15 protein-coding genes are annotated in these 18,553 nt (G+C 62.5%); 10 read left to right on the forward strand and 5 right to left on the reverse strand.

From position 1 onward, the window contains the following. Positions 1–5: 5 nt before the first annotated feature. Positions 6–1,415 carry a GntR family transcriptional regulator MpaR gene (mapR, locus tag EGJ27_RS03000; protein ID WP_125829217.1) on the forward strand — a complete coding sequence of 470 codons (1,410 nt, stop codon included), beginning with the start codon at positions 6–8 and terminating at the stop codon, positions 1,413–1,415. A 249-nt stretch (positions 1,416–1,664) separates the two neighbouring features. On the opposite strand, the gene EGJ27_RS03010 is transcribed toward mapR, so the two are convergent. Then, a complete protein-coding gene (locus tag EGJ27_RS03010; protein WP_125829219.1) occupies positions 1,665–2,615 on the reverse strand; it encodes a LysR family transcriptional regulator in 951 nt (316 codons plus the stop codon). Positions 2,616–2,890: 275 nt separating this feature from the next. On the opposite strand from EGJ27_RS03010, the gene EGJ27_RS03015 reads away from it, so the two are divergent. Genes EGJ27_RS03015 through aldA form a run of 5 tightly spaced genes read left to right on the forward strand, consistent with a single transcriptional unit; the run spans position 2,891 to position 9,064 of the window. Beyond that, positions 2,891–4,210 (forward strand): MFS transporter, encoded by a 1,320-nt coding sequence (locus tag EGJ27_RS03015; RefSeq protein WP_125829220.1) that lies wholly within the window; start codon positions 2,891–2,893, stop codon positions 4,208–4,210. Further along, positions 4,207–5,391 (forward strand): L-rhamnonate dehydratase, encoded by a 1,185-nt coding sequence (gene rhmD / locus EGJ27_RS03020; protein ID WP_125829221.1) that lies wholly within the window; start codon positions 4,207–4,209, stop codon positions 5,389–5,391. Before EGJ27_RS03015 ends, rhmD begins: the two co-directional genes overlap by 4 nt. Before the next feature lie 29 nt (positions 5,392–5,420). Further along, positions 5,421–6,812, forward strand: a complete 1,392-nt coding sequence (locus EGJ27_RS03025; protein ID WP_125829222.1) for an MFS transporter — start codon at positions 5,421–5,423, stop codon at positions 6,810–6,812. Further along, the gene (locus EGJ27_RS03030) at positions 6,809–7,609 is read left to right on the forward strand and encodes an aldolase/citrate lyase family protein (protein WP_125829223.1); all 801 of its coding nucleotides are present in this window, start codon (positions 6,809–6,811) and stop codon (positions 7,607–7,609) included. Before EGJ27_RS03025 ends, EGJ27_RS03030 begins: the two co-directional genes overlap by 4 nt. 21 nt (positions 7,610–7,630) lie before the next feature. Continuing rightward, a complete protein-coding gene (gene aldA, locus EGJ27_RS03035; protein WP_125829224.1) occupies positions 7,631–9,064 on the forward strand; it encodes an aldehyde dehydrogenase in 1,434 nt (477 codons plus the stop codon). A 26-nt stretch (positions 9,065–9,090) separates the two neighbouring features. On the opposite strand, the gene EGJ27_RS03040 is transcribed toward aldA, so the two are convergent. The 4 genes from EGJ27_RS03040 to EGJ27_RS03055 are packed head-to-tail and all read right to left on the reverse strand — an operon-like array spanning position 9,091 to position 14,323. Next, positions 9,091–10,845 (reverse strand): ABC transporter ATP-binding protein, encoded by a 1,755-nt coding sequence (locus tag EGJ27_RS03040; RefSeq protein WP_125829225.1) that lies wholly within the window; start codon positions 10,843–10,845, stop codon positions 9,091–9,093. Between the two features lie 3 nt (positions 10,846–10,848). Further along, positions 10,849–11,994, reverse strand: a complete 1,146-nt coding sequence (locus tag EGJ27_RS03045) for a family 1 glycosylhydrolase (RefSeq protein ID WP_125829226.1) — start codon at positions 11,992–11,994, stop codon at positions 10,849–10,851. A 2-nt stretch (positions 11,995–11,996) separates the two neighbouring features. Then, on the reverse strand, positions 11,997–13,178 hold the full coding sequence (gene glf, locus EGJ27_RS03050) for a UDP-galactopyranose mutase (RefSeq protein ID WP_125829227.1): 1,182 nt from the start codon (positions 13,176–13,178) through the stop codon (positions 11,997–11,999). After that, positions 13,166–14,323, reverse strand: coding sequence for a glycosyltransferase family 1 protein (locus EGJ27_RS03055; RefSeq protein ID WP_125829228.1), 1,158 nt, complete (start codon positions 14,321–14,323; stop codon positions 13,166–13,168). Before EGJ27_RS03055 ends, glf begins: the two co-directional genes overlap by 13 nt. A 454-nt stretch (positions 14,324–14,777) precedes the next feature. Between EGJ27_RS03055 and galE the strand changes: the two genes are divergently transcribed. The 4 genes from galE to EGJ27_RS03075 all read left to right on the forward strand — a co-directional run bounded on the left by galE (position 14,778) and on the right by EGJ27_RS03075 (position 18,552). Next, positions 14,778–15,806, forward strand: a complete 1,029-nt coding sequence (galE, locus tag EGJ27_RS03060; RefSeq protein WP_125829229.1) for a UDP-glucose 4-epimerase GalE — start codon at positions 14,778–14,780, stop codon at positions 15,804–15,806. Positions 15,807–15,907: 101 nt separating this feature from the next. Then, complete coding sequence (locus EGJ27_RS03065) at positions 15,908–16,417, forward strand: ferritin-like domain-containing protein (protein WP_125829230.1); 510 nt, start codon at positions 15,908–15,910, stop codon at positions 16,415–16,417. A 102-nt stretch (positions 16,418–16,519) separates the two neighbouring features. After that, the gene (locus tag EGJ27_RS03070) at positions 16,520–17,383 is read left to right on the forward strand and encodes an SRPBCC family protein (protein WP_125829231.1); all 864 of its coding nucleotides are present in this window, start codon (positions 16,520–16,522) and stop codon (positions 17,381–17,383) included. Further along, a complete protein-coding gene (locus EGJ27_RS03075) occupies positions 17,383–18,552 on the forward strand; it encodes a zinc-dependent alcohol dehydrogenase (protein WP_125829232.1) in 1,170 nt (389 codons plus the stop codon). Before EGJ27_RS03070 ends, EGJ27_RS03075 begins: the two co-directional genes overlap by 1 nt. The last annotated feature ends 1 nt before the right edge of the window (position 18,553 follow it).

Raw genomic sequence — 18,553 nt, forward strand, 5'->3', positions numbered from 1 at the left:
CGTCCATGAAACGTTATGAGAAATTCGCTGCCGACATCGCCGAGATGATCCGCAGTGGGATCCTGTCGCCAGGCGAAAGAGTCCCTTCGGTCAGGGTCGCTAGCCGGACTTATTCGGTGAGTCCGTCTACTGTGTTCAAGGCGTATTACCTGCTCGAAGACAGGGGTCTGATTCAGGCGCGGGAACGCTCGGGGTACTTCGTGCGCGAGCACGCTGCCCATGCCATGGTCGAGCCGGAACTGGTCAGGCACTCCAGCGACGGAACCGAGGTCGGCGTCAGCGAACTGGTGTTCTCCGTGTTGGCTTCGCTCAAGGACCCGCACACCGTGCCCTTCGGTTCGGCCTTCCCCAGTCCGCACCTCTACCCTCTCCCACGGCTGGCGAAATCCATGGCCGCAGCCCTGCGTCAACTGACGCCGGCCGCGATCCTCAGCGACATGACTACCGGCAATCCGGAGTTGCGTCGGCAAATTGCACTGCGCTACATGATCAGCGGCGTGCGCCTGCAGGCTGCAGAGTTGGTCATCACCAACGGCGCCATGGAAGCGTTGAACCTGTGCCTGCAGTGCGTTACCCGGCCCGGCGACCTGGTGGCTGTCGAGGCGCCCGCCTTTTATGCCTGCCTGCAGGTGCTGGAGCGATTGCAGCTCAAGGCCGTGGAGATCCCGGTTCATCCGCGTGACGGTGTGGACATCGATTCCCTGCGCGACCATCTGGACCGCCTGCCGATCAAGGCATGCTGGTTCATGAGCGGCTTACAGAACCCGCTGGGCGCCAGCATGCCCCAGGAACACAAGGTCCGGCTCTATGAGCTGCTGGAGCAGTGGCAGATTCCCCTGATCGAGGACGATGTCTATGCCGAACTGCATTACGGCAGTCAAGCGCCGCATCCGGTCAAGAGCCTGGACCGCAGCGGGCTGGTCATGCATTGCGGCTCGTTCTCGAAAAACCTTGCACCGGGGTATCGTGTGGGCTGGGTCGCGGGAGGTCGCTATACCGAGCAGATCAACCGGCTCAAACTGATGACCACCCTTTCGCCTTCGGTTCCTGCCCAGGCGGCCATTGCCGACTACCTCAACCATGGCGGATATGACCGCCACCTGAGAAAGCTGCGCGACACCCTGGAATTGCAACAAGGCGCCATGCTGGCGGCGGCCGCCCGCTACTTCCCGGCCGGAACGAAAGTCACCAAGCCGGTCGGCGGCTATTTCCTGTGGTTCGAGTTTCCTGAACGGGTGGACTCATTGCAGCTGTTCCAATTGGCGCTGGCCCAAGGGATCAGTCTGGCGCCCGGGCCGATCTTTTCCCCGACCCAGGGGTTTCGCAATTGCGCCCGGCTGAACTATGGCAACCCATGGGACGAGCGCAGCGAGCAAGCCATGGCCATGCTCGGGCGAATCCTGGCCGCATTCTGAACAGCGCGCACGCTGCCATCTGCTCCGTATTTTTAGGCGCTTTCTGAATCTGTACCGAATTTCACCGTGCCCTGACAATGACCGGGTTTCTCCAAGGTGCCGCAGCGCGGCACTCGAACCCGATCAAGAGGTATTTATGGGCAAGCTTGCACTATGTCTGCTGGGGTTTCTGGCGTTGGCGATCGGCGTGGGTTTACTGGGGACCATTTCCCCGTACTGAGTACGCCCCGCGCGACGCCGCAAACCGGGTCACGCGTCGCTTCTTGCGCGACTGCGTTTGCGCAACAGATCAATGAACTGTTGCAGTTCGCGGCTGACCGGCTCGCTGGTACGTCGCAGCAGGCCGAACGGTGCCATCTGGGCGTCCAGCGCCACCGGCAACGGCTTGACCAGCCCCATTTTCAGGTAATCGCGTAACGCGGATTCCGACAGCACCATCAACGCGCTGGTCAGTTGCACCAGTTGCAGCATGGAATACACCGAACTGCATTCGATGATGTCGGCCGGCACCGGCAGTTCCAGCTGTTCGAGCGCCTGGTCGAAGGCGATGCGCGCCGGACTGGTTTCCGGTTGCAGGATCCACGGCCAACTGCCGACCAGTTCACGCCAGTCCAGACGCTTGTGAGTCAGCAAGGGATGACCGCTGCGCACCACCGCCAGCAGGCGCTCGTTGCCCAGCGGTTCGAACTCATAGTGATCACGGTCACTGGCCCGGCTGCGTCGGGTGATGGCGATATCCGCCTGGCCTTGTTCGAGCAGTTGCACCACCTGATCGCTGGTGTCGCCCATGATGCGAATCCGCAGTTGCGGATTGAGCGCCTTGATCTCGGCCACCACGTTCATCACCAGATCGGGCGCGGCCCCCATGATCGTCGCGATGGAAAGATAGCCGTAGCCCCCTTGCCGGCGTGCGGTCAGGTCCGCCGCGCAGCGATCCAGCCCACTGAGTGCAGACTCGGCGAAGCGCAACAATTCGCGACCCAGCGCCGTGGGCCGCATGCCTCGGGGAAGGCGCTCGAACAGCTCGCAACCGAACATGTCTTCGATCTCCTGCAGCATCCGGCTGGCGGCTGGTTGCGACATGTTCATGGTCAGCGAGGCGCGATGCAGATTGAGGCTGGAGCCGAGCACCATCAACATCTGCAGGTGCTTGTAGCGCAGGCGACTGAACAGGTGGTGGGGTAACCGATCGACACTCATCGAGGGCTCGCTTATCGATAACTTGAAGGTATCGACTATAAGCTTAAATCGATTAGTCGCGCATCACGGCACGCAGTACAGTCTGACCCACAACAAATATCACCCCAAGAGGTGTGCACCATGAGACTCCACGCCCCCGCTCTGCGCCTGCCATTTTACTCGCCAGGCCGTCCATTCCTCGCCCTCGCCCGCTCGAAACCTCGCTGTCGCGGCACCTTCTGATTCATCCGGATACGTCGTTACGCAGTCCAACAATTCCAATAAAGGAAACTGTCGTGAACACACTCCCTGCGTCCTTGCTGGCCAAGGTCTCCTGGCGGCTGCTGCCGTTCCTGCTGTTGATGTACATCATGGCCTTCCTCGACCGGGCCAACGTCGGTTTCGCCAAACAGGCGTTCCAGGCCGACACCGGGATCAGCGATGCAGCGTTCGCCTTTGGCGCCGGCGTGTTCTTCGCCGGTTACGCGCTGCTGGAAGTGCCGAGCAACCTGATCATGCACCGCATCGGCGCCAGGCTGTGGATGTGCCGGATCATGGTTACCTGGGGCCTGGTGTCGGCGGCCATGATGTTTGCCCACACTGAAACCAGCTTCTATGTCCTGCGCTTTCTCCTGGGCGTTGCCGAAGCGGGCTTCTTTCCCGGCGTCATTCTGTACCTGACTTACTGGTTCCCGAGCGCGGCGCGGGGCAAGGCCATGGGCTTCTTTTACTTCGGCGCGCCGCTGGCGTTTATCTTCGGCAGCCCGCTGTCGGGCCTGCTGCTGGAACTCGATGGCCTGCTCGGCGCCCACGGCTGGCAATGGCTGTTCGCGGTGGAAGGCTTGATGGCGACTGCGGTCGGCATATGGGCTTATTTCTATCTGGACAACCGGCCCAAGGATGCCAAATGGCTGACGGCGGACGAGCGCCACCAGTTGCAGGCGGTGCTGGACGCTGAAGACAGCCAGAAGCAAGCCCATGGTTCGCTGCTCAAAGTGCTGAGCCAGCCTGCCGTGCTGTACCTGTGCGGCATCTATCTGTTGATTCAGGCCAGCGTATACGGCGTGGTGTTTTACCTGCCGACTCAGGTGGCCGGTTTGCTGGGCACCAAGGTCGGCCTGCTGGTCGGCGTGGTCAGTGCCCTGCCCTGGCTTTGCGCGCTGTTCGCAGCCTGGAAAATCCCTGCCCTTGCCGATCGCACCGGGCGCCGCCGCACGGTTGCCTCTGTCACGCTAGTGGTGTCGGGCCTGGGCATCGCCGCCTCGGTCACCTTTGCCAGCCCGCTGCTGGGTATTCTCGCCCTGTGCTTCGCCGCGTCAGGCTTCATCGCTGTGCAGCCGGTGTTCTGGACCTTTCCGGGCAGCTTTCTCGCCGGTTCGGCTGCCGCCGGCGCCATCGCGCTGATCAACTCGTTCGGCGCGCTGGGCGGTTTCATCGCCCCGATCATCAAGAACGCGGCGGAAGGCTTATTCCACTCTCCGGCCGCCGGCCTGTACCTGCTCGCGGTCACCACACTGATCGCTGCGGCGCTGATCATGGGCATTCGCCCACCTCGCCAGAGGCCGGCCGCCAAGCCCTCCCCCTTTACCACTGCGAACTCGAGGAACCTGTCATGAGCACACCGACCATCAAGCATGTCCGCGCCTACGTTCTGCGCGGTGGCGGCGCGGATTATCACGATCAGGGCGACGGTCACTGGATCGACGATCACATCGCCACGCCCATGAGCATATACCCCGAATACCGGCAGAGCCGCCGCAGTTTCGGGATCAACGTACTGGGCACGCTGGTGGTCGAAATCGAGGACTCGGCTGGCAATATCGGCTTTTCCGTCACCACAGGCGGCGAACCGGCGGCCTATATCGTCGAGAAGCATCTGGCGCGCTTCGTCGAAGGCGCCAAGGTCACCGACATCGAACGCATCTGGGACCAGATGTACTTTTCCTCCCAGTACTACGGGCGCAAGGGGCTGGTGATCAACACCCTCTCAGGTATCGACCTGGCGTTGTGGGACCTGCTCGGCAAAGTCCGTCAGGAGCCGGTACATCAACTGCTCGGCGGCGCGGTCAGGGATGAACTGCAGTTCTACGCCACCGGCGCACGGCCTGACCTGGCGCAAAAAATGGGCTTCATCGGCGGCAAGCTTCCGTTGCACCACAGTCCGGCAGAAGGCGAAGAAGGCTTGCGCAAAAACCTTGAAGAACTGGCCGTGATGCGCGAGCGCGTCGGCAAGGATTTCTGGCTGATGCTCGATTGCTGGATGAGCCTGGACCTCAATTACGCCACGCGTCTGGCCCACGGCGCTCACGAACTGGGGCTGAAATGGATTGAAGAAGCGCTGTCGCCGGATGATTACTGGGGGTATGCAGCGCTGAAAAAGAACGTGCCGCCCGGCATGCTGGTCACCACCGGCGAACACGAAGCCACCCGTTGGGGCTTTCGCATGCTGCTGGAAATGGGCTGCTGCGACATCATCCAGCCTGATGTGGGCTGGTGCGGCGGGATAACCGAACTGATCAAGATCTCCGCGCTGGCCGATGCGCATTCGGCCATGGTCGTGCCCCACGGTTCCTCCGTGTACAGCTATCACTTCGTCGCCACGCGCACCAACAGCCCGTTCGCCGAGTTCCTGATGATGGCGCCCAAGGCCGACGAGGTGGTGCCGATGTTCCATCCGCAGTTGCTGGGCGAACCGGTCCCGGAAAACGGCCGCATGCGCCTGTCGAAACTGGACCAGCCGGGCTTCGGCGTCACGCTGAACCCCGAATGCCAGTTGTCGAGGCCCTACCAGCACTGAACCTGACCGGCTTACACATGGAGTGACGCATGAACAATAACAACAGTAATGCGACAGCCGTTATCGACGCCCAGGCATCGGCCACCCGGCCGATCCTCAGCAAAAGTCCGCGTCTGCGGCGCATCCAGTGGATCGCCCTGACCCTGCTGGTGGTGGCCGGATTCGTCAATTACCTGGACCGCAGCACCCTGGCCATCGCCAACCAGACCATCAGCCAGGAACTGCACTTCACGCCCACCGAAATGGGCCTGCTGCTGTCGGTGTTCTCGTGGGCCTACGCCATCGTGCAGCTGCCCATTGGCGGTATTCTCGACCGGTTCGGCGCGCGGCTCACGCTGGGCGTCGGCATCTGCCTGTGGTCCATGGCCCAGGCAATCCTCGGCCTGTTGAGCACATTGCCGGCGATGATCATGGCGCGCATAGGCCTGGGCATCGGTGAAGCCCCGCAGTTTCCAGCGGGCGCCAAAGTGGTCAGCGAGTGGTTCAACATCAAGGAACGCGGCCTGCCGTCCGGTATCTTCAACATGTCGTCTTCCCTGGGACCGGCGATTTCCCAGCCGATTCTGACGGCCCTGCTGTTACTGCTGGGCTGGCGGCATATGTTCATCGCCATGGGGTTGCTCGGCGTGGGTGTCGCGTTGATCTGGTACCTGACTTACCGCAATCGCAGCGAAGTGCGGCTGACCCAAGCGGAACAGGACTACCTCAACGAAGGCATTGCCCGCGAGGACCGCGAAGGCAAGCTGAGTTTCGCCGAGTGGCGTGGGCTGTTTCGCTTGCGCGTGACCTGGGGCGTGGTGTTCGGCTACATCGGCATCATCTATATGCTGTCGCTGTTTCTGACCTGGATGCCGGCCTACCTGGAACGCACTCACCAATTGTCGCTGGGCCACGCCGGCTGGGTGTCCAGCCTGCCCTTCCTGGCGGGCGCCTTCGGTGTCATCAGTGGCGGCCTGCTGGTAGACCGGGTAATTCGTCGCGGCGCCAGCGTCAGTGCCAGTCGCCGTTGGCCGATCTGCGGCGGCATGGTGTTTTCCGCGCTATTTACCCTGGCAGCAGCCTACTCGACCGGAGTGGTTCCGGCGGTGGCGTTTTTCTGCGCGGCGATGTTCTCGCTCAACGTGGCGGTGGCCGCCACCTGGTCGCTGATCAGCGTGGCGGTGCCGTCCCGCAAGGTCGCGTCGCTGGCGAGCATCCAGAATTTCGGCGGTTATTTCGGCGGAGCGTTCGCGCCTGTCGTGACCGGGATCGTGGTGCAGCAGACCGGTTCTTTCACCATCGCCCTGGTGATTAGCGCGGTGATCGCCCTGATCGGCGCGGCCTGCTATTTCTTCCTTGCCAAGCTGCCGACCGCGACGCCGGCTCCGCGAGGCGACAGCCCTTACTCTGAATCCACCCTCGCCGACGGGAGTCACTCATGAATTTGCCCATCAATCCCTTCAAGGCCGACCTGGCCAAAGGTCAACCGCAGTACGGCATCTGGGCCGGCTTCGCCAGCGGATATGCAGCGGAAATCACCGCCGGTTTCGGCTATGACTGGATGCTGATCGACGGCGAACACGCGCCCAACACCGTGCCGTCCATACTTGCCCAGTTGCAGGCGGTCGCACCGTATTCAACCGCGCCCGTGGTCCGTGCGGTCAGCCACGACCCGGTGCTGATCAAGCAACTGCTGGACGTTGGCACCCAGACGCTGATGATTCCCATGGTGGAAACCGCCGAGCAGGCCCGAGCACTGGTCAGCGCGACGCGCTATCCGCCCCATGGCATTCGTGGCGTGGGCGGCGGCCTGACCCGCGCCACTCGCTGGGACAGCGTGCCCGATTACTTGCAAACCGCTCATCAGGAACTGTGCCTGATCGTGCAGATCGAGTCCCGTACCGGCGTGCTCAACGTGGCTGAGATTGCGGCGGTGGAAGGTGTGGACGCGATCTTCATCGGCCCGGCCGATCTGTCCACCGGGCTGGGCCACGCCGGCAATCCTTCGCATCCCGAGGTTCAGCAGCAGATACGCCAGGCCGTCGACGCCACCCTGGCGGCCGGAAAAGTCTGCGGAATCCTGTCACCGGCCGAGGACGACGCGAGGCGCTACGCCGGCTGGGGCTGCCAGTTCATCGCCGTCGGCATCGACATCAGCCTGATGCGTCAGGCCGCGCTGGCCAACCTGGCCCGCTATCGCGAGACCGGCGATGAGCGCGGCACTTCCCGTACTTACTGAGTAAACCCAAGGAGCTAACCGATGGCATCCATCCCCGTTTACGACAATTACATCAATGGCCGATTCATACCGGCCAACGAGCATCTGGATGTGCTGAACCCGGCCACCGGCGCGCTGTTGTCCCGCGTGCCGGCTTCAAACGCCGAACAGGTCGACACCGCCCTCGCCGCAGCCCGTGTCGCGCAGAAGGAATGGGCGCGTAAAACCGCCAACGAGCGCGCCGGTTATCTGCGCAAAATCGCTGCCCGGCTGCGGGAAAACGTTGCGCATCTGGCGCGCACCATTACTCAGGAACAGGGCAAGATCTCGGCGCTGGCGGAGGTAGAAGTCAACTTCACCGCCGACTACCTCGACTACATGGCCGAGTGGGCGCGGCGCATTGAAGGCGAGATCATCACCAGCGACCGGCCCGGCGAAAACATCTTTCTGTTTCGCAAGCCGCTGGGCGTAGTGGCCGGCATCTTGCCGTGGAATTTTCCGTTGTTCCTGATCGCCCGCAAAATGGCTCCGGCGCTGTTGACCGGCAACACCATCGTGATCAAGCCCAGTGAGGAAACGCCCAATAACTGCTTCGAGTTTGCGCGGCTGGTGGCTGAAACCGATCTGCCCGCCGGCGTATTCAATGTGGTGTGCGGCGACGGCGGTGTCGGCGCAGCATTGTCCAGCCACGCCCAGGTGGACATGATCAGTTTTACCGGCAGCGTGGAAACCGGTGCGCGGATCATGAGTGCCGCAGCAGGCAATCTCACCAAGCTCAATCTGGAACTGGGCGGCAAGGCGCCGGCCATTGTGCTGGCCGACGCCGATCTGGAACTGGCGGTCAGAGCAATTCGCGACTCACGGATCATCAACACCGGGCAGGTCTGCAACTGCGCCGAGCGGGTGTATGTCGAACGCCGGGTCGCCGAGGAATTCATCGACAAGATCACCGCGGCCATGGCCGCCACCCGTTTCGGCGATCCGTTGGCCGATGCGGCGGTGGAAATGGGTCCGCTCATCAATCGCCAAGGGCTGGACAGCGTGCAGGCCAAGGTTCGCACCGCGTTGTCCCAAGGGGCGCAACTGACCACCGGCGGCGAGATTGCCGATCTGGGCCAGGGCTTTCACTTCCAACCCACGGTACTGATCGGTTGCAGCAACGAGATGGAAATCATGCGCAAGGAGATTTTCGGCCCGGTGCTGCCCATCCAGATCGTCGATGATCTGGATCAGGCCATTGCCCTGGCCAACGACTGTGAGTACGGCCTCACCTCCTCGCTGTACACCCGCGACCTCAACAAGGCGATGCACGCCATGCGTGAAATAGACTTCGGCGAGACCTACATCAACCGCGAGAACTTCGAAGCCATGCAGGGTTTCCATGCCGGGGTTCGCAAGTCGGGAGTCGGCGGTGCCGACGGCAAGCACGGGCTGTACGAGTACACCCATACCCACGTGGTGTACCTGCAGGCCTGACGTCGGTCACGGACTCGATGTTCCGCTCAATCGGGGACGATGGTCTGGGCAACCCATAACGATTCATACACACCGCCCTGGCTGCGCAGTTGCCGGGGCGGGCCGTCTTCGATGATCTTGCCGTCGTGCAGCACGATCACCCGGTTGAAATGCGCGACGGTGGACAGCCGATGCGCCACCACCAGTACGGTGCGGCCCTGCATGAGTTTGGCCAGCGCCGCCTGGATCACCGCCTCGGAATGGGAGTCCAGTGCCGAGGTCGCTTCGTCCAGAATCAGAATCGGCGCATTTTTCAGGAACGCCCTGGCCAGCCCCAGACGCTGGCGCTGCCCACCGGACAACATCACCCCACGCTCTCCCACCAGCGTGTCGTACCCTGCCGGCAGCTCGCGAATGAACTCATCGCAATAGGCATTTCTCGATGCGCGCAGCACATCCTCGGGCCGGGCGTCGGGGTGGCCGTAGGCGATGTTGTCGAAAATGCTGCGATTGAACAGCGTCGGCTCTTGCGGCACCACGGCAATCTGGCGCCGCAGGCTGTCCTGGCTGACCGAGCGGATATCCCGGTCACCGATCAGGATCGCCCCGCCCGTCACATCGTCGAGCCGCTGCAACAGGCTGAGCAGGGTCGACTTGCCTGCACCCGAAGAGCCGACGATACCCACCCGCTGCCCGGCGGGAATCTCCAGGTTCAAGCGGTCGAAAATGGTCCTGCCTTCCGGATAGCTGTACATCACATCTACGAAGCGGATGGTGCCGCGGCTGGGCTGGAACTCGACCGGGCTGTCAACCAGGCTGTAGGGCTGCACGATGATGCGCAGGGTCTCGGCAATCACGCCTATTTGCTGGGAGGTGTCGACCAGCGCCAGCGCCAGGTCCCGCGAGCCATGCAGAATGCGAAACGTCAGCGCACTGATCATCACCACGTCGCCGGCGGTAATGCCTGCGTCACGCCACAGCATGATCGCCCAGCACAGCATGCCGCCGGCCATGACCGACAGACAGACGTCATGCAGCAAGCGGGCTTTCTCCAGGTAGATCCAGCTGCGGCGCTGGGCCTGGGCCTCCACGCCGATGGACTGCTCCAGCCGCTGGCGCTCCCGTTCCCGGGCAGAGAACGCCTTGATGGTCCAGATATTCGACACCTGATCGACCATCTCGCCGCCGACCCGTGCAGCCTGGGCGGCGAAATCCACATGTTTGCGGTTGCCGAGAACGCCTACCAGCATGATCAGCAGGCCCACGACCAGCACGCAGCCGACCAGCGCCAGTGCCATGCTGACCCGAACGGTACACAGCACCACCACCGCGCCCAGGAAGTCCACGCACGGCGGAATGATCTTCCACGCCAACCCGCCGTAGATCGAACCGGCCGCGGCGCCTGCCGAAGAAATGCGGTTGGCCAGTGCTCCTGAGAAATGCTGGGAGAAATAGCGCATCGGGTGGCCGGTCAGGTGATTGAACAGGTCCACCCGCAAGTCGGCACAACTGGCGACCACCGTGCGACAACCCAGCCAGCCGCCCAATCGCCAGAACAGGTTTTCGACGACGATCAGCCCGATGAACAGAAAGAACGGAAACCAGATGTGCTGACTGCTGCGGTCGCCGAGCGTCATCACATCCACCAGCATCTTCATGCCGTACTGCACGGCCACCGCACAGCTGGCCGCACCGACGATCAACAGCAACATGACCCCGAAATGCCAGGGGCGCAGCGTGACATAGCGCAGCAAAAAGCGGATCGGGCCTGCGGGCAAGGGTGGTGCCGGGCTGGATTCCATCGGCTACAGACCTCCGCTGCTGTCGGCCATGGCCGGACTCACCGCGTCGAACTGATCGATACCGTGGCGCAGCTGTGCCTGCAGCGGATGAAAGGGTGCACGCCGGCCCTCGCCGTCGGCATAGCCGAACAACCCCGCCGGGCAATAACGCCCGTCGTCCCAGCCCGGATAATCGAGGATCGGATACCAGCAGACCCCTTGCATGGGCACCCCGCCGACCAGCGCCGCCATGACCTGTTCATTGACGTAGCGCAGCCACGGCACCCGATGCTCGTTCTCCGCGCCGGTTTCGGAAATCAGGATCGGCCGTTTGTAGCGTGCGTACAGCTCACGCAACATGCCGCACAACGGCCGGTAATTGCTTTCACCGCGCATGATCCGCGGCCCGTTGTAGACCCACTGATTATGGGGATAGAAGTTTGCCCCCAGCAGGTCCAGATACTCCGGCCGGCCGCCAAGGCCGGGCCACTGGCGACCGCACAGCAGGTCCCAGGCTTCGAACTGCGCCAGGCGGTAATTTTCCGCCGCTTCTACCTCGTCACTGCGGCGGGAACCGGGAATCACATGGATCAGCGGGTCGGCCTGAACGAACCTTGCCGACGGCTGCACGGCGCGGATCGCTTCGATGGCGGCGATGCTGGCCCGCACCAGCTGATGCTTGAGCTCCATGCCGCGTCGCTCGCTGCCGGGGTTGAAATACCCCACATCGCCGCCCGCCCAGCTCCAGAACGAGATTTCGTTGATCGGCGAATAGAACGGCGTGCCGTCGCCCTCCTCATTGATGAGCTGTGCAGCTGCGCTGGCAAATCGCGCGAAGCGCTCGACGAACTCAGGCCGCCAGATGTCCAGGCCATCGGGGTAGCCGTAGTGACACAGGTCCCAGATCACCTGCGTGCCCTGCCGCTGAGCGGCGCGCAGCACGGGCAGGAAGCTGCTCCAGTCGTAGTGACCGGGCCGGGTTTCAATCAGATGCCAGCGCAGGCCGTCGCGCACCGTGCGCATCCCGCAGCCGGCCAGGGCGGCGAAATCCTCCTCGGGCCAACGGCCGTGGCCGGTGGACTGCACCAGGTCCAGGCGCACTCCGTCGCGCCGCCGATGGGACGAACACTCGAAGCCGCCGATGAAAAAACTCTTGAAGACGTCCGGCATGCTCAACCCCCCGCAGGCTGTCGGGCGGTCACGGTCGCAGCTGCTTCGGCTATCCGCTGGTACAGCGCCAGCGCCTGGCCGACCACCTGATCCATGTTGTAGTACTTGTAGGTTCCCAGCCGACCCAGGAAAGTTACCGTCTCGGATTGATCGGCCAGCGCCTGGTATCGCTTGTACAGTTCGGCGTTTTCCGGGCGCGGAATCGGATAATAAGGATCGCCGTCGGCGCAGGGGAACTCGTAGGTGACACTGGTCTTATCGTGCTGCTGCCCGGTCAGGTGCTTGTATTCGGTGATCCGGGTATAAGGCACCTTTTCGTCCGGGTAATTGACCACGGCCACCGGCTGGAACCGGGCCTGATCGAAGGTTTCATGGTGGAATTCCAGCGAGCGGTACGGCAGGCGGCCGTAGCAACAGTCGAAATATTCATCGATGGGTCCGCAGTACACCAGGTGACGGTATTGCACCTGATCGCGCAAGTCGGCGAAGTCCACGCCCAACAGGATGTCGATGCCCTCATGATCCAGCATGCGCTGGAACATCCGGGTATAGCCGTGCAGCGGCATAACCTGAAAGCGATCCCCGAAATACCGGTCATCCTGACTGGTGCGGGTCGGCACCCGCGAGGTGACCGACTTGTCGAGCTGTGACGGGTCCAGCCCCCATTGCTTGCGGGTATAACCGCGGAAGAACTTCTCGTACAGCTCGCGACCCACCTGATTGACCACCACGTCTTCGGAGGTGCGAATGCTCGCCACCGGCTCGGCGCGGCTGGCGAGGAACGCTTCGGCCTGGGCTTCATCCATCTGCAGGCCATACAGCGTATTGAGCGTATCGAGGTTGATTGGAATCGGTACCAGTTGCCCGTCCACCTGCGCCAACACCCGATGTTCGTAGGCGCGCCACTCGGTGAAACGCGACAGGTAATCGAAGATGCGCTCGGCATTGGTATGGAAGATATGCGGGCCATAACGATGCACCAGCACGCCGGCCTCGTCATAGTGGTCGTAGGCATTGCCGCCGATGTGGTCGCGGCGGTCGGCCAGCAGCACCTTCTTGCCCAGCCCGGCCGCCAGCCGTTCGGCCAGCACGCTGCCGGCGAACCCGGCCCCGACAATCAGGTAATCGTAGGTGATGCCCTGCTGCGCCTGAGCAGTCGCAGTCTTGAGAGTTATCTGAGGCATTCGATCTGCTCCTTCATGTCCGCGCAGGTCTTGTCCCACGACATGCCGGCCAGCGCGGCGTCGGCAGCCTTCAGGAAGTCGGCACTGCCCTTGCGGTTCAAGGCTTCCTGCACTGCGGCTACGAACTGGTCCGCCGTATCGGCGATCCACACCGCGCCGCTGTCGCCATACGCGCGGACCACGTCGGCGATCGGCGTTGACACTACCGGGCAGCCGCCAGCCAGGTATTCCGGCGTTTTCGTCGGGCTGATGAAACGGGTCGACTCGTTCAGTGCGAACGGCATCAGCGCAACGTCCCATCCTCCCAGATAGGCCGGCAGCTCGCTGTAGCGCCTGGCGCCCAGGTAATGAATGTTGTCGAGGCGCGGCAGGATGGCCGGATCGATCTTGACCACCGGCCCGATCAGCACCAGTTGCCAGTCCGGCTGCGCCGTGGCGAGTGCGCGTACCAGTTCGATATCGAAGCGCTCATCGATCACCCCGAAGAAACCCAGGCGTGGATGGGCTATGGGTTGTTGATCGGGCGGGTCAGCCAGGCCATTGCGTGCCGTGGCGAAATGCGCAATGTCGACGCTGCTGGGCATGGCGTGCGCATTGCCGTGCTGCCGGCGCTTGACCTCCCACAGGCTGTAGCCGCCGGTGAACACCACGTCGGCGCGTTCCAGCAGTTCCTGTTCCATTTCCCGAAGCTGCGGCGGTGCGCCGTGGAAGGCGGACAGCTCGTCCATGCAATCGAACACCGTCACGCTGGCCCATAGATGGTCGGTAAAGCTCAGGCTCATGGGAGTGAAGTACCAGAGGATCAGCTCCCGCGGCGCGTGATCATGCAGCCAGGTGTCGATCAGGTTGCGCTGTTCCTTGATCACCTCTTCGGGGTTCAGGGTACGCGGCAAATGCGGAACCAGCAGAATCACCCCCTCGGGCTGCGGCAGCTGTTCCAGCCACGGCTGCGGCGTGTCGTCCAGCAGTGGTTCCTCAAAGAACGCGACGTCGTAGTCCTGTGCCAGCCGGGACATGAGGTGTTGCGGGCGTTGATAGACAAATCCCCAGCGCAGGTGTGACAGACACAGCAATAGCGCACGCCCCTCGTGGTCGGAGGATGCGGGGGGCGTGGATTCGGATTGAGTCGTCGCCTCAAGGCTCATGGAGTTCCCCTTTCGTTAAAAAAGTGCCCGGACGAATCTGAAGGCCTCTTGGCAAGGGGCGGAACTTCGACTTCATTCATAAGGAAATGGAGCGTCGCAATACCAGGGTTTTGCGCACGCTGATCGTATTGAGGCGATAACCGGCCGGCCGTTCAATGCCACCCGATGAAGTGCATGCACCGCTGGTACAAATTCGTGGAACCTACTGGCTCCTCGGCGCCCCTTAATCTTAGGCGAATGAGTTTTCAGTTCCTGATGTACGTTGAATTCCCAAGCCGGTACGAGATGTTTTCCACGCGGCACTACCCGAGCGTAGCTACATTTCCTATCCCGCCAGGGTTCGGTTGGTCCTGATTTTCGCTTGCAAAGGCTCCGTATCCAGCTGCCGGTCGGGCAGCGCTGGGGCCGTCAGCCTCGTCCAGAGGCCGCGAAAATTACGGAAGGAAAAACAACCATGATCCTAGTGACCGGTGGTGCGGGTTTTATTGGCGCCCATATTGTGGTGGCGTTGCTGCAAAGCGGCAGAGACGTAGTGGTGATGGATAACCTGTGCAACAGCTCGCGCGAAACGCTGGACCGCATCACGCGGATCTGCGGGCGACACGTTCATTTCGTGCTGGGTGACGTGCGCAGCAAGACCATGCTCAACGCCCTGTTCGCCGAATATTCCATCGAAGCGGTGGTGCACTGCGCCGGGCTAAAGGCAGTGGGGGAAAGTGTTCGCGAGCCGTTGCGCTACTTCGAGACCAACGTCAGCGGCAGCGTCAATCTGTGCCAGGCCATGGCCGAAGCGGGCGTGTTCCAACTGCTCTTCAGCTCATCGGCGACCGTCTACGGCCAGGGCGAGCGCATGCCGCTGGATGAGCACTGTGCGCTGGGCCAGCCGACCAACCCCTACGGCCATTCCAAATTGATGGCCGAACACGTGATGCAAAGTGTCGCCCGCTCCGACCCCCGGTGGTCCATCGCACTGCTGCGCTATTTCAATCCCATCGGCGCCCATCCTTCGGGCCTGCTCGGGGAATCGCCGCGTAACACACCTAACAACCTGCTGCCCTTTCTGCTTCAGGTCGCCACGCGCGCGCGCCCGGCGTTGCACGTCTTCGGCAACGACTACCCCACGGCGGACGGCACCGGGGTGCGTGACTATCTGCATGTGGTGGACCTGGCCGAGGGCCACCTCAAGGCCCTGGAGCGCAACCGCCACCAGCACGGGGTGTCGGTCTGGAACCTGGGCACCGGCCGTGGGCATTCGGTGCTCGAAGTGGTCCGCGCTTTCGAACGCATCACCGGCATCCCGATACCGCTGGTCTACGAGCCGCGACGTCATGGCGACGTGGCGCAATGCTGGGCCGACCCGGGCAAAGCCTGGCGCGAGCTGCATTGGCGGGCACGGCACAACCTCGACGCCATGCTGACCGACGCCTGGCGCTGGCAATACCTGAACCCCCAGGGCTACGAACTGGAAGTTCGGGTGGGCTGAAATTGCCATCAGACCGCTGGTCATGCCGCCCTGCAAAGATCTGAACCCGCCCGCCGGGGATTTTTCTACCCCATACCATTCACTTGGACGAGGAACTGATCATGGCTACAAAACAGGACAACCTGCTGGACTGGCTGCGCGATGCCCACGCCATGGAGCAACAGGCTGAAAGCATGCTCAAGGCTCAGGCCGACCGGCTGGAGCACTACCCTGACCTCAAGCGCCGTATCGAGCAGCATCTGGACGAAACCCTGGGCCAGCAGAAGTTGCTCAAGGAATGCATCGAACGCCTGGGCGGCAGTACGTCGACGCTCAAGGACATGGCCGGCAAGCTCATGGCGTTCGGCCAGGCGCTGGGCGGCATGACGGTGTCCGATGAAGTGGTCAAGGGCGCAATGAGCGGCTACGTATTCGAAAACATTGAAATTGCGACTTATACGGTGCTGATCCAGGCCGCCAAGGACGCGCGCGACAAGGAAACCCAGCAAGCCTGCGAGAAGATCCTGCCTCAGGAAGTCGCCATGGCCGATTGGCTCCGGGAGCATCTGCCGGCAATCACCACCGCATTCCTGCAGCGCTCGGAGGACCCCGACGCGGTTGCCAAACGCTGATCGGTTTATGTGGCAGTACGCAAGACAGTAGCGGTAAAGGTCGAGCGGCCCGCAAAGGCCGTTCGACACTCACTTGATCCTGCAGAATTCATGAGGTGCTCCATGAGCCAATTTCCGCTGGTTGCTGTGAAGTCCACCACCTATCGCATCCATCATCCCGATATAGGGCCTACGCAACGGTCACTTTCATTGCTCGCCGGAAGCCTGCTGTTGCTCAATGCACTGCGCAGTGGTGGCGTAGGCGGTGTGGTGCAGGCTGCCTTCGGCGCTTATTGCGTTTATCGCGGCGCGTCGGGCAACTGTGTGCTCCAGCGCAAACTGGCACCGACGCCCTTCGAACAACAGTTCCAGCGCAGCCATGGCTGGAAAGCCAGTGAAGCGCTGACCCGCAGCGTCACCATCGGCAAGCCGCTGGAGCAGGTGCTGGCCTTTCTGCGCCAGCCGCAAAACATCGGCCCGCTGATTCCCTGGGTCGACACCGTTGAAGCCATCGACGAACGCACCAGCAAATGGACCTTGCAAGGACCGCTGGGCCGCACCGTGAGCTGGACCCTGGAAATGGACGAACCCGACGAGCCAGATACTCTGTGCTGGCACACCGTGCCTGCGGGCCGTTGGCAACACGACATCCGCGTATCGTTGAAAAACGCCCCTGGCGAGCGCGGCACCGAAGTCAAAGTGGTAGCGGTGTGCGAACCGGCTGGCGGCAAGCTTGGTTATGCCCTGGCCTCGGCCGTCAGCGTCTTCAGCGACAAGGCATTGCTCAATCTGCTCGGCAGTCTCAAGCAACAGCTGGAAACCGGCGAAGTGAGCACCAACGAAATGCGGGCCAGCGAAATGCGCGACTTCGTGTTTCTTCATGCCCCTGCCGAACAGGCCGCGCAACCGGCCACCGATCACCCGCCGACTGTCGCCGCAAACCCGGTGTCCGCCGAATCCGCCCCTCTGCCACGGAGTCATTCCTAATGCGCGCACTGACCTGGCAAGCTCCCAATCATCTGCAAGTCGACACCGTACCGGACCCCGCCATCATCAACCCCAGAGATGCGATCATTCGCGTCACGCTGTCGTCGGTGTGCGGCTCGGACCTGCATCTGCTCGGTGGTTACGTGCCGGCGATGAAGCCCGGCGACATCATCGGGCATGAATTCATGGGTGAAGTGGTGGAGATCGGCTCCGCCGTCACTTCCATCCGCAAAGGCGACAAGGTCATCACCATTTCCATCGTCGGTTGCGGAGAATGCGAACCGTGCAAGCGCACGGATTTTTCCTGCTGCGACAATTCCAACCCCAATCCGTCGGCCACCGATATCGCCTACGGCCAGCCATGCTGCGGCATCATCGGCTACAGCCATGCATTCGGCGGCTACGCCGGCAGCCATGCGACCTACGTGCGAGTCCCCTTTGCGGATGTGAACCTGTTCGCCGTACCGGATGGCGTCACCGACGAGCAGGCACTGTTCGTGTCCGATGCCGCGCCCACCGGCTACTTCGCCGCTGACAACGCTGACATTCAGCCCGGCGACATCGTGGCGGTCTGGGGCTGCGGCGGCGTGGGCCAGATGGCGATTCGCAGCGCCTACCTGATGGGTGCCGAACAGGTCATTGCCATCGACCGTTTCCCCGACCGCCTGCGTCTGGCCCAGCAGAAAGCCGGGGCCACCGTCATCAATTACGAGACCACCGACGTCCATGAAGCCTTGCTGGAACTGACCGGAGGCCGCGGCCCGGACCGCTGCATCGACTGCGTCGGTATGGAGGCCCACGGCACGGAAATCGACTACGCCTACGACAAGGCCAAACAGATGCTGCGTCTGCACACCGAACGCGGCACCGTGTTGCGCCAAGCCATTCGCGCCTGCCGCAAGGGCGGCACGGTTTCGGTGGTGGGCGTCTATGGCGGGTTGCTGGACAAGTTTCCCATGGGCGCCATCGTCAACAAGGCGCTGACCTTGCGTTCCGGGCAGCAACCGGGGCAGCGCTATGCCACCCGGTTGTTCGAACACATCCAGAAAGGCGAACTGGACCCCTCCTACCTGCTGACTCATCCCATGAGCCTGGAGGACTCGCCCAAGGGTTACGCGCTGTTCAAGGAAAAAACCGACAACTGCATGCGTGCCGTGTTCAAGCCCTGAC

The organism is Pseudomonas sp. v388, assembly GCF_003935425.1.
GTDB lineage: Bacteria > Pseudomonadota > Gammaproteobacteria > Pseudomonadales > Pseudomonadaceae > Aquipseudomonas.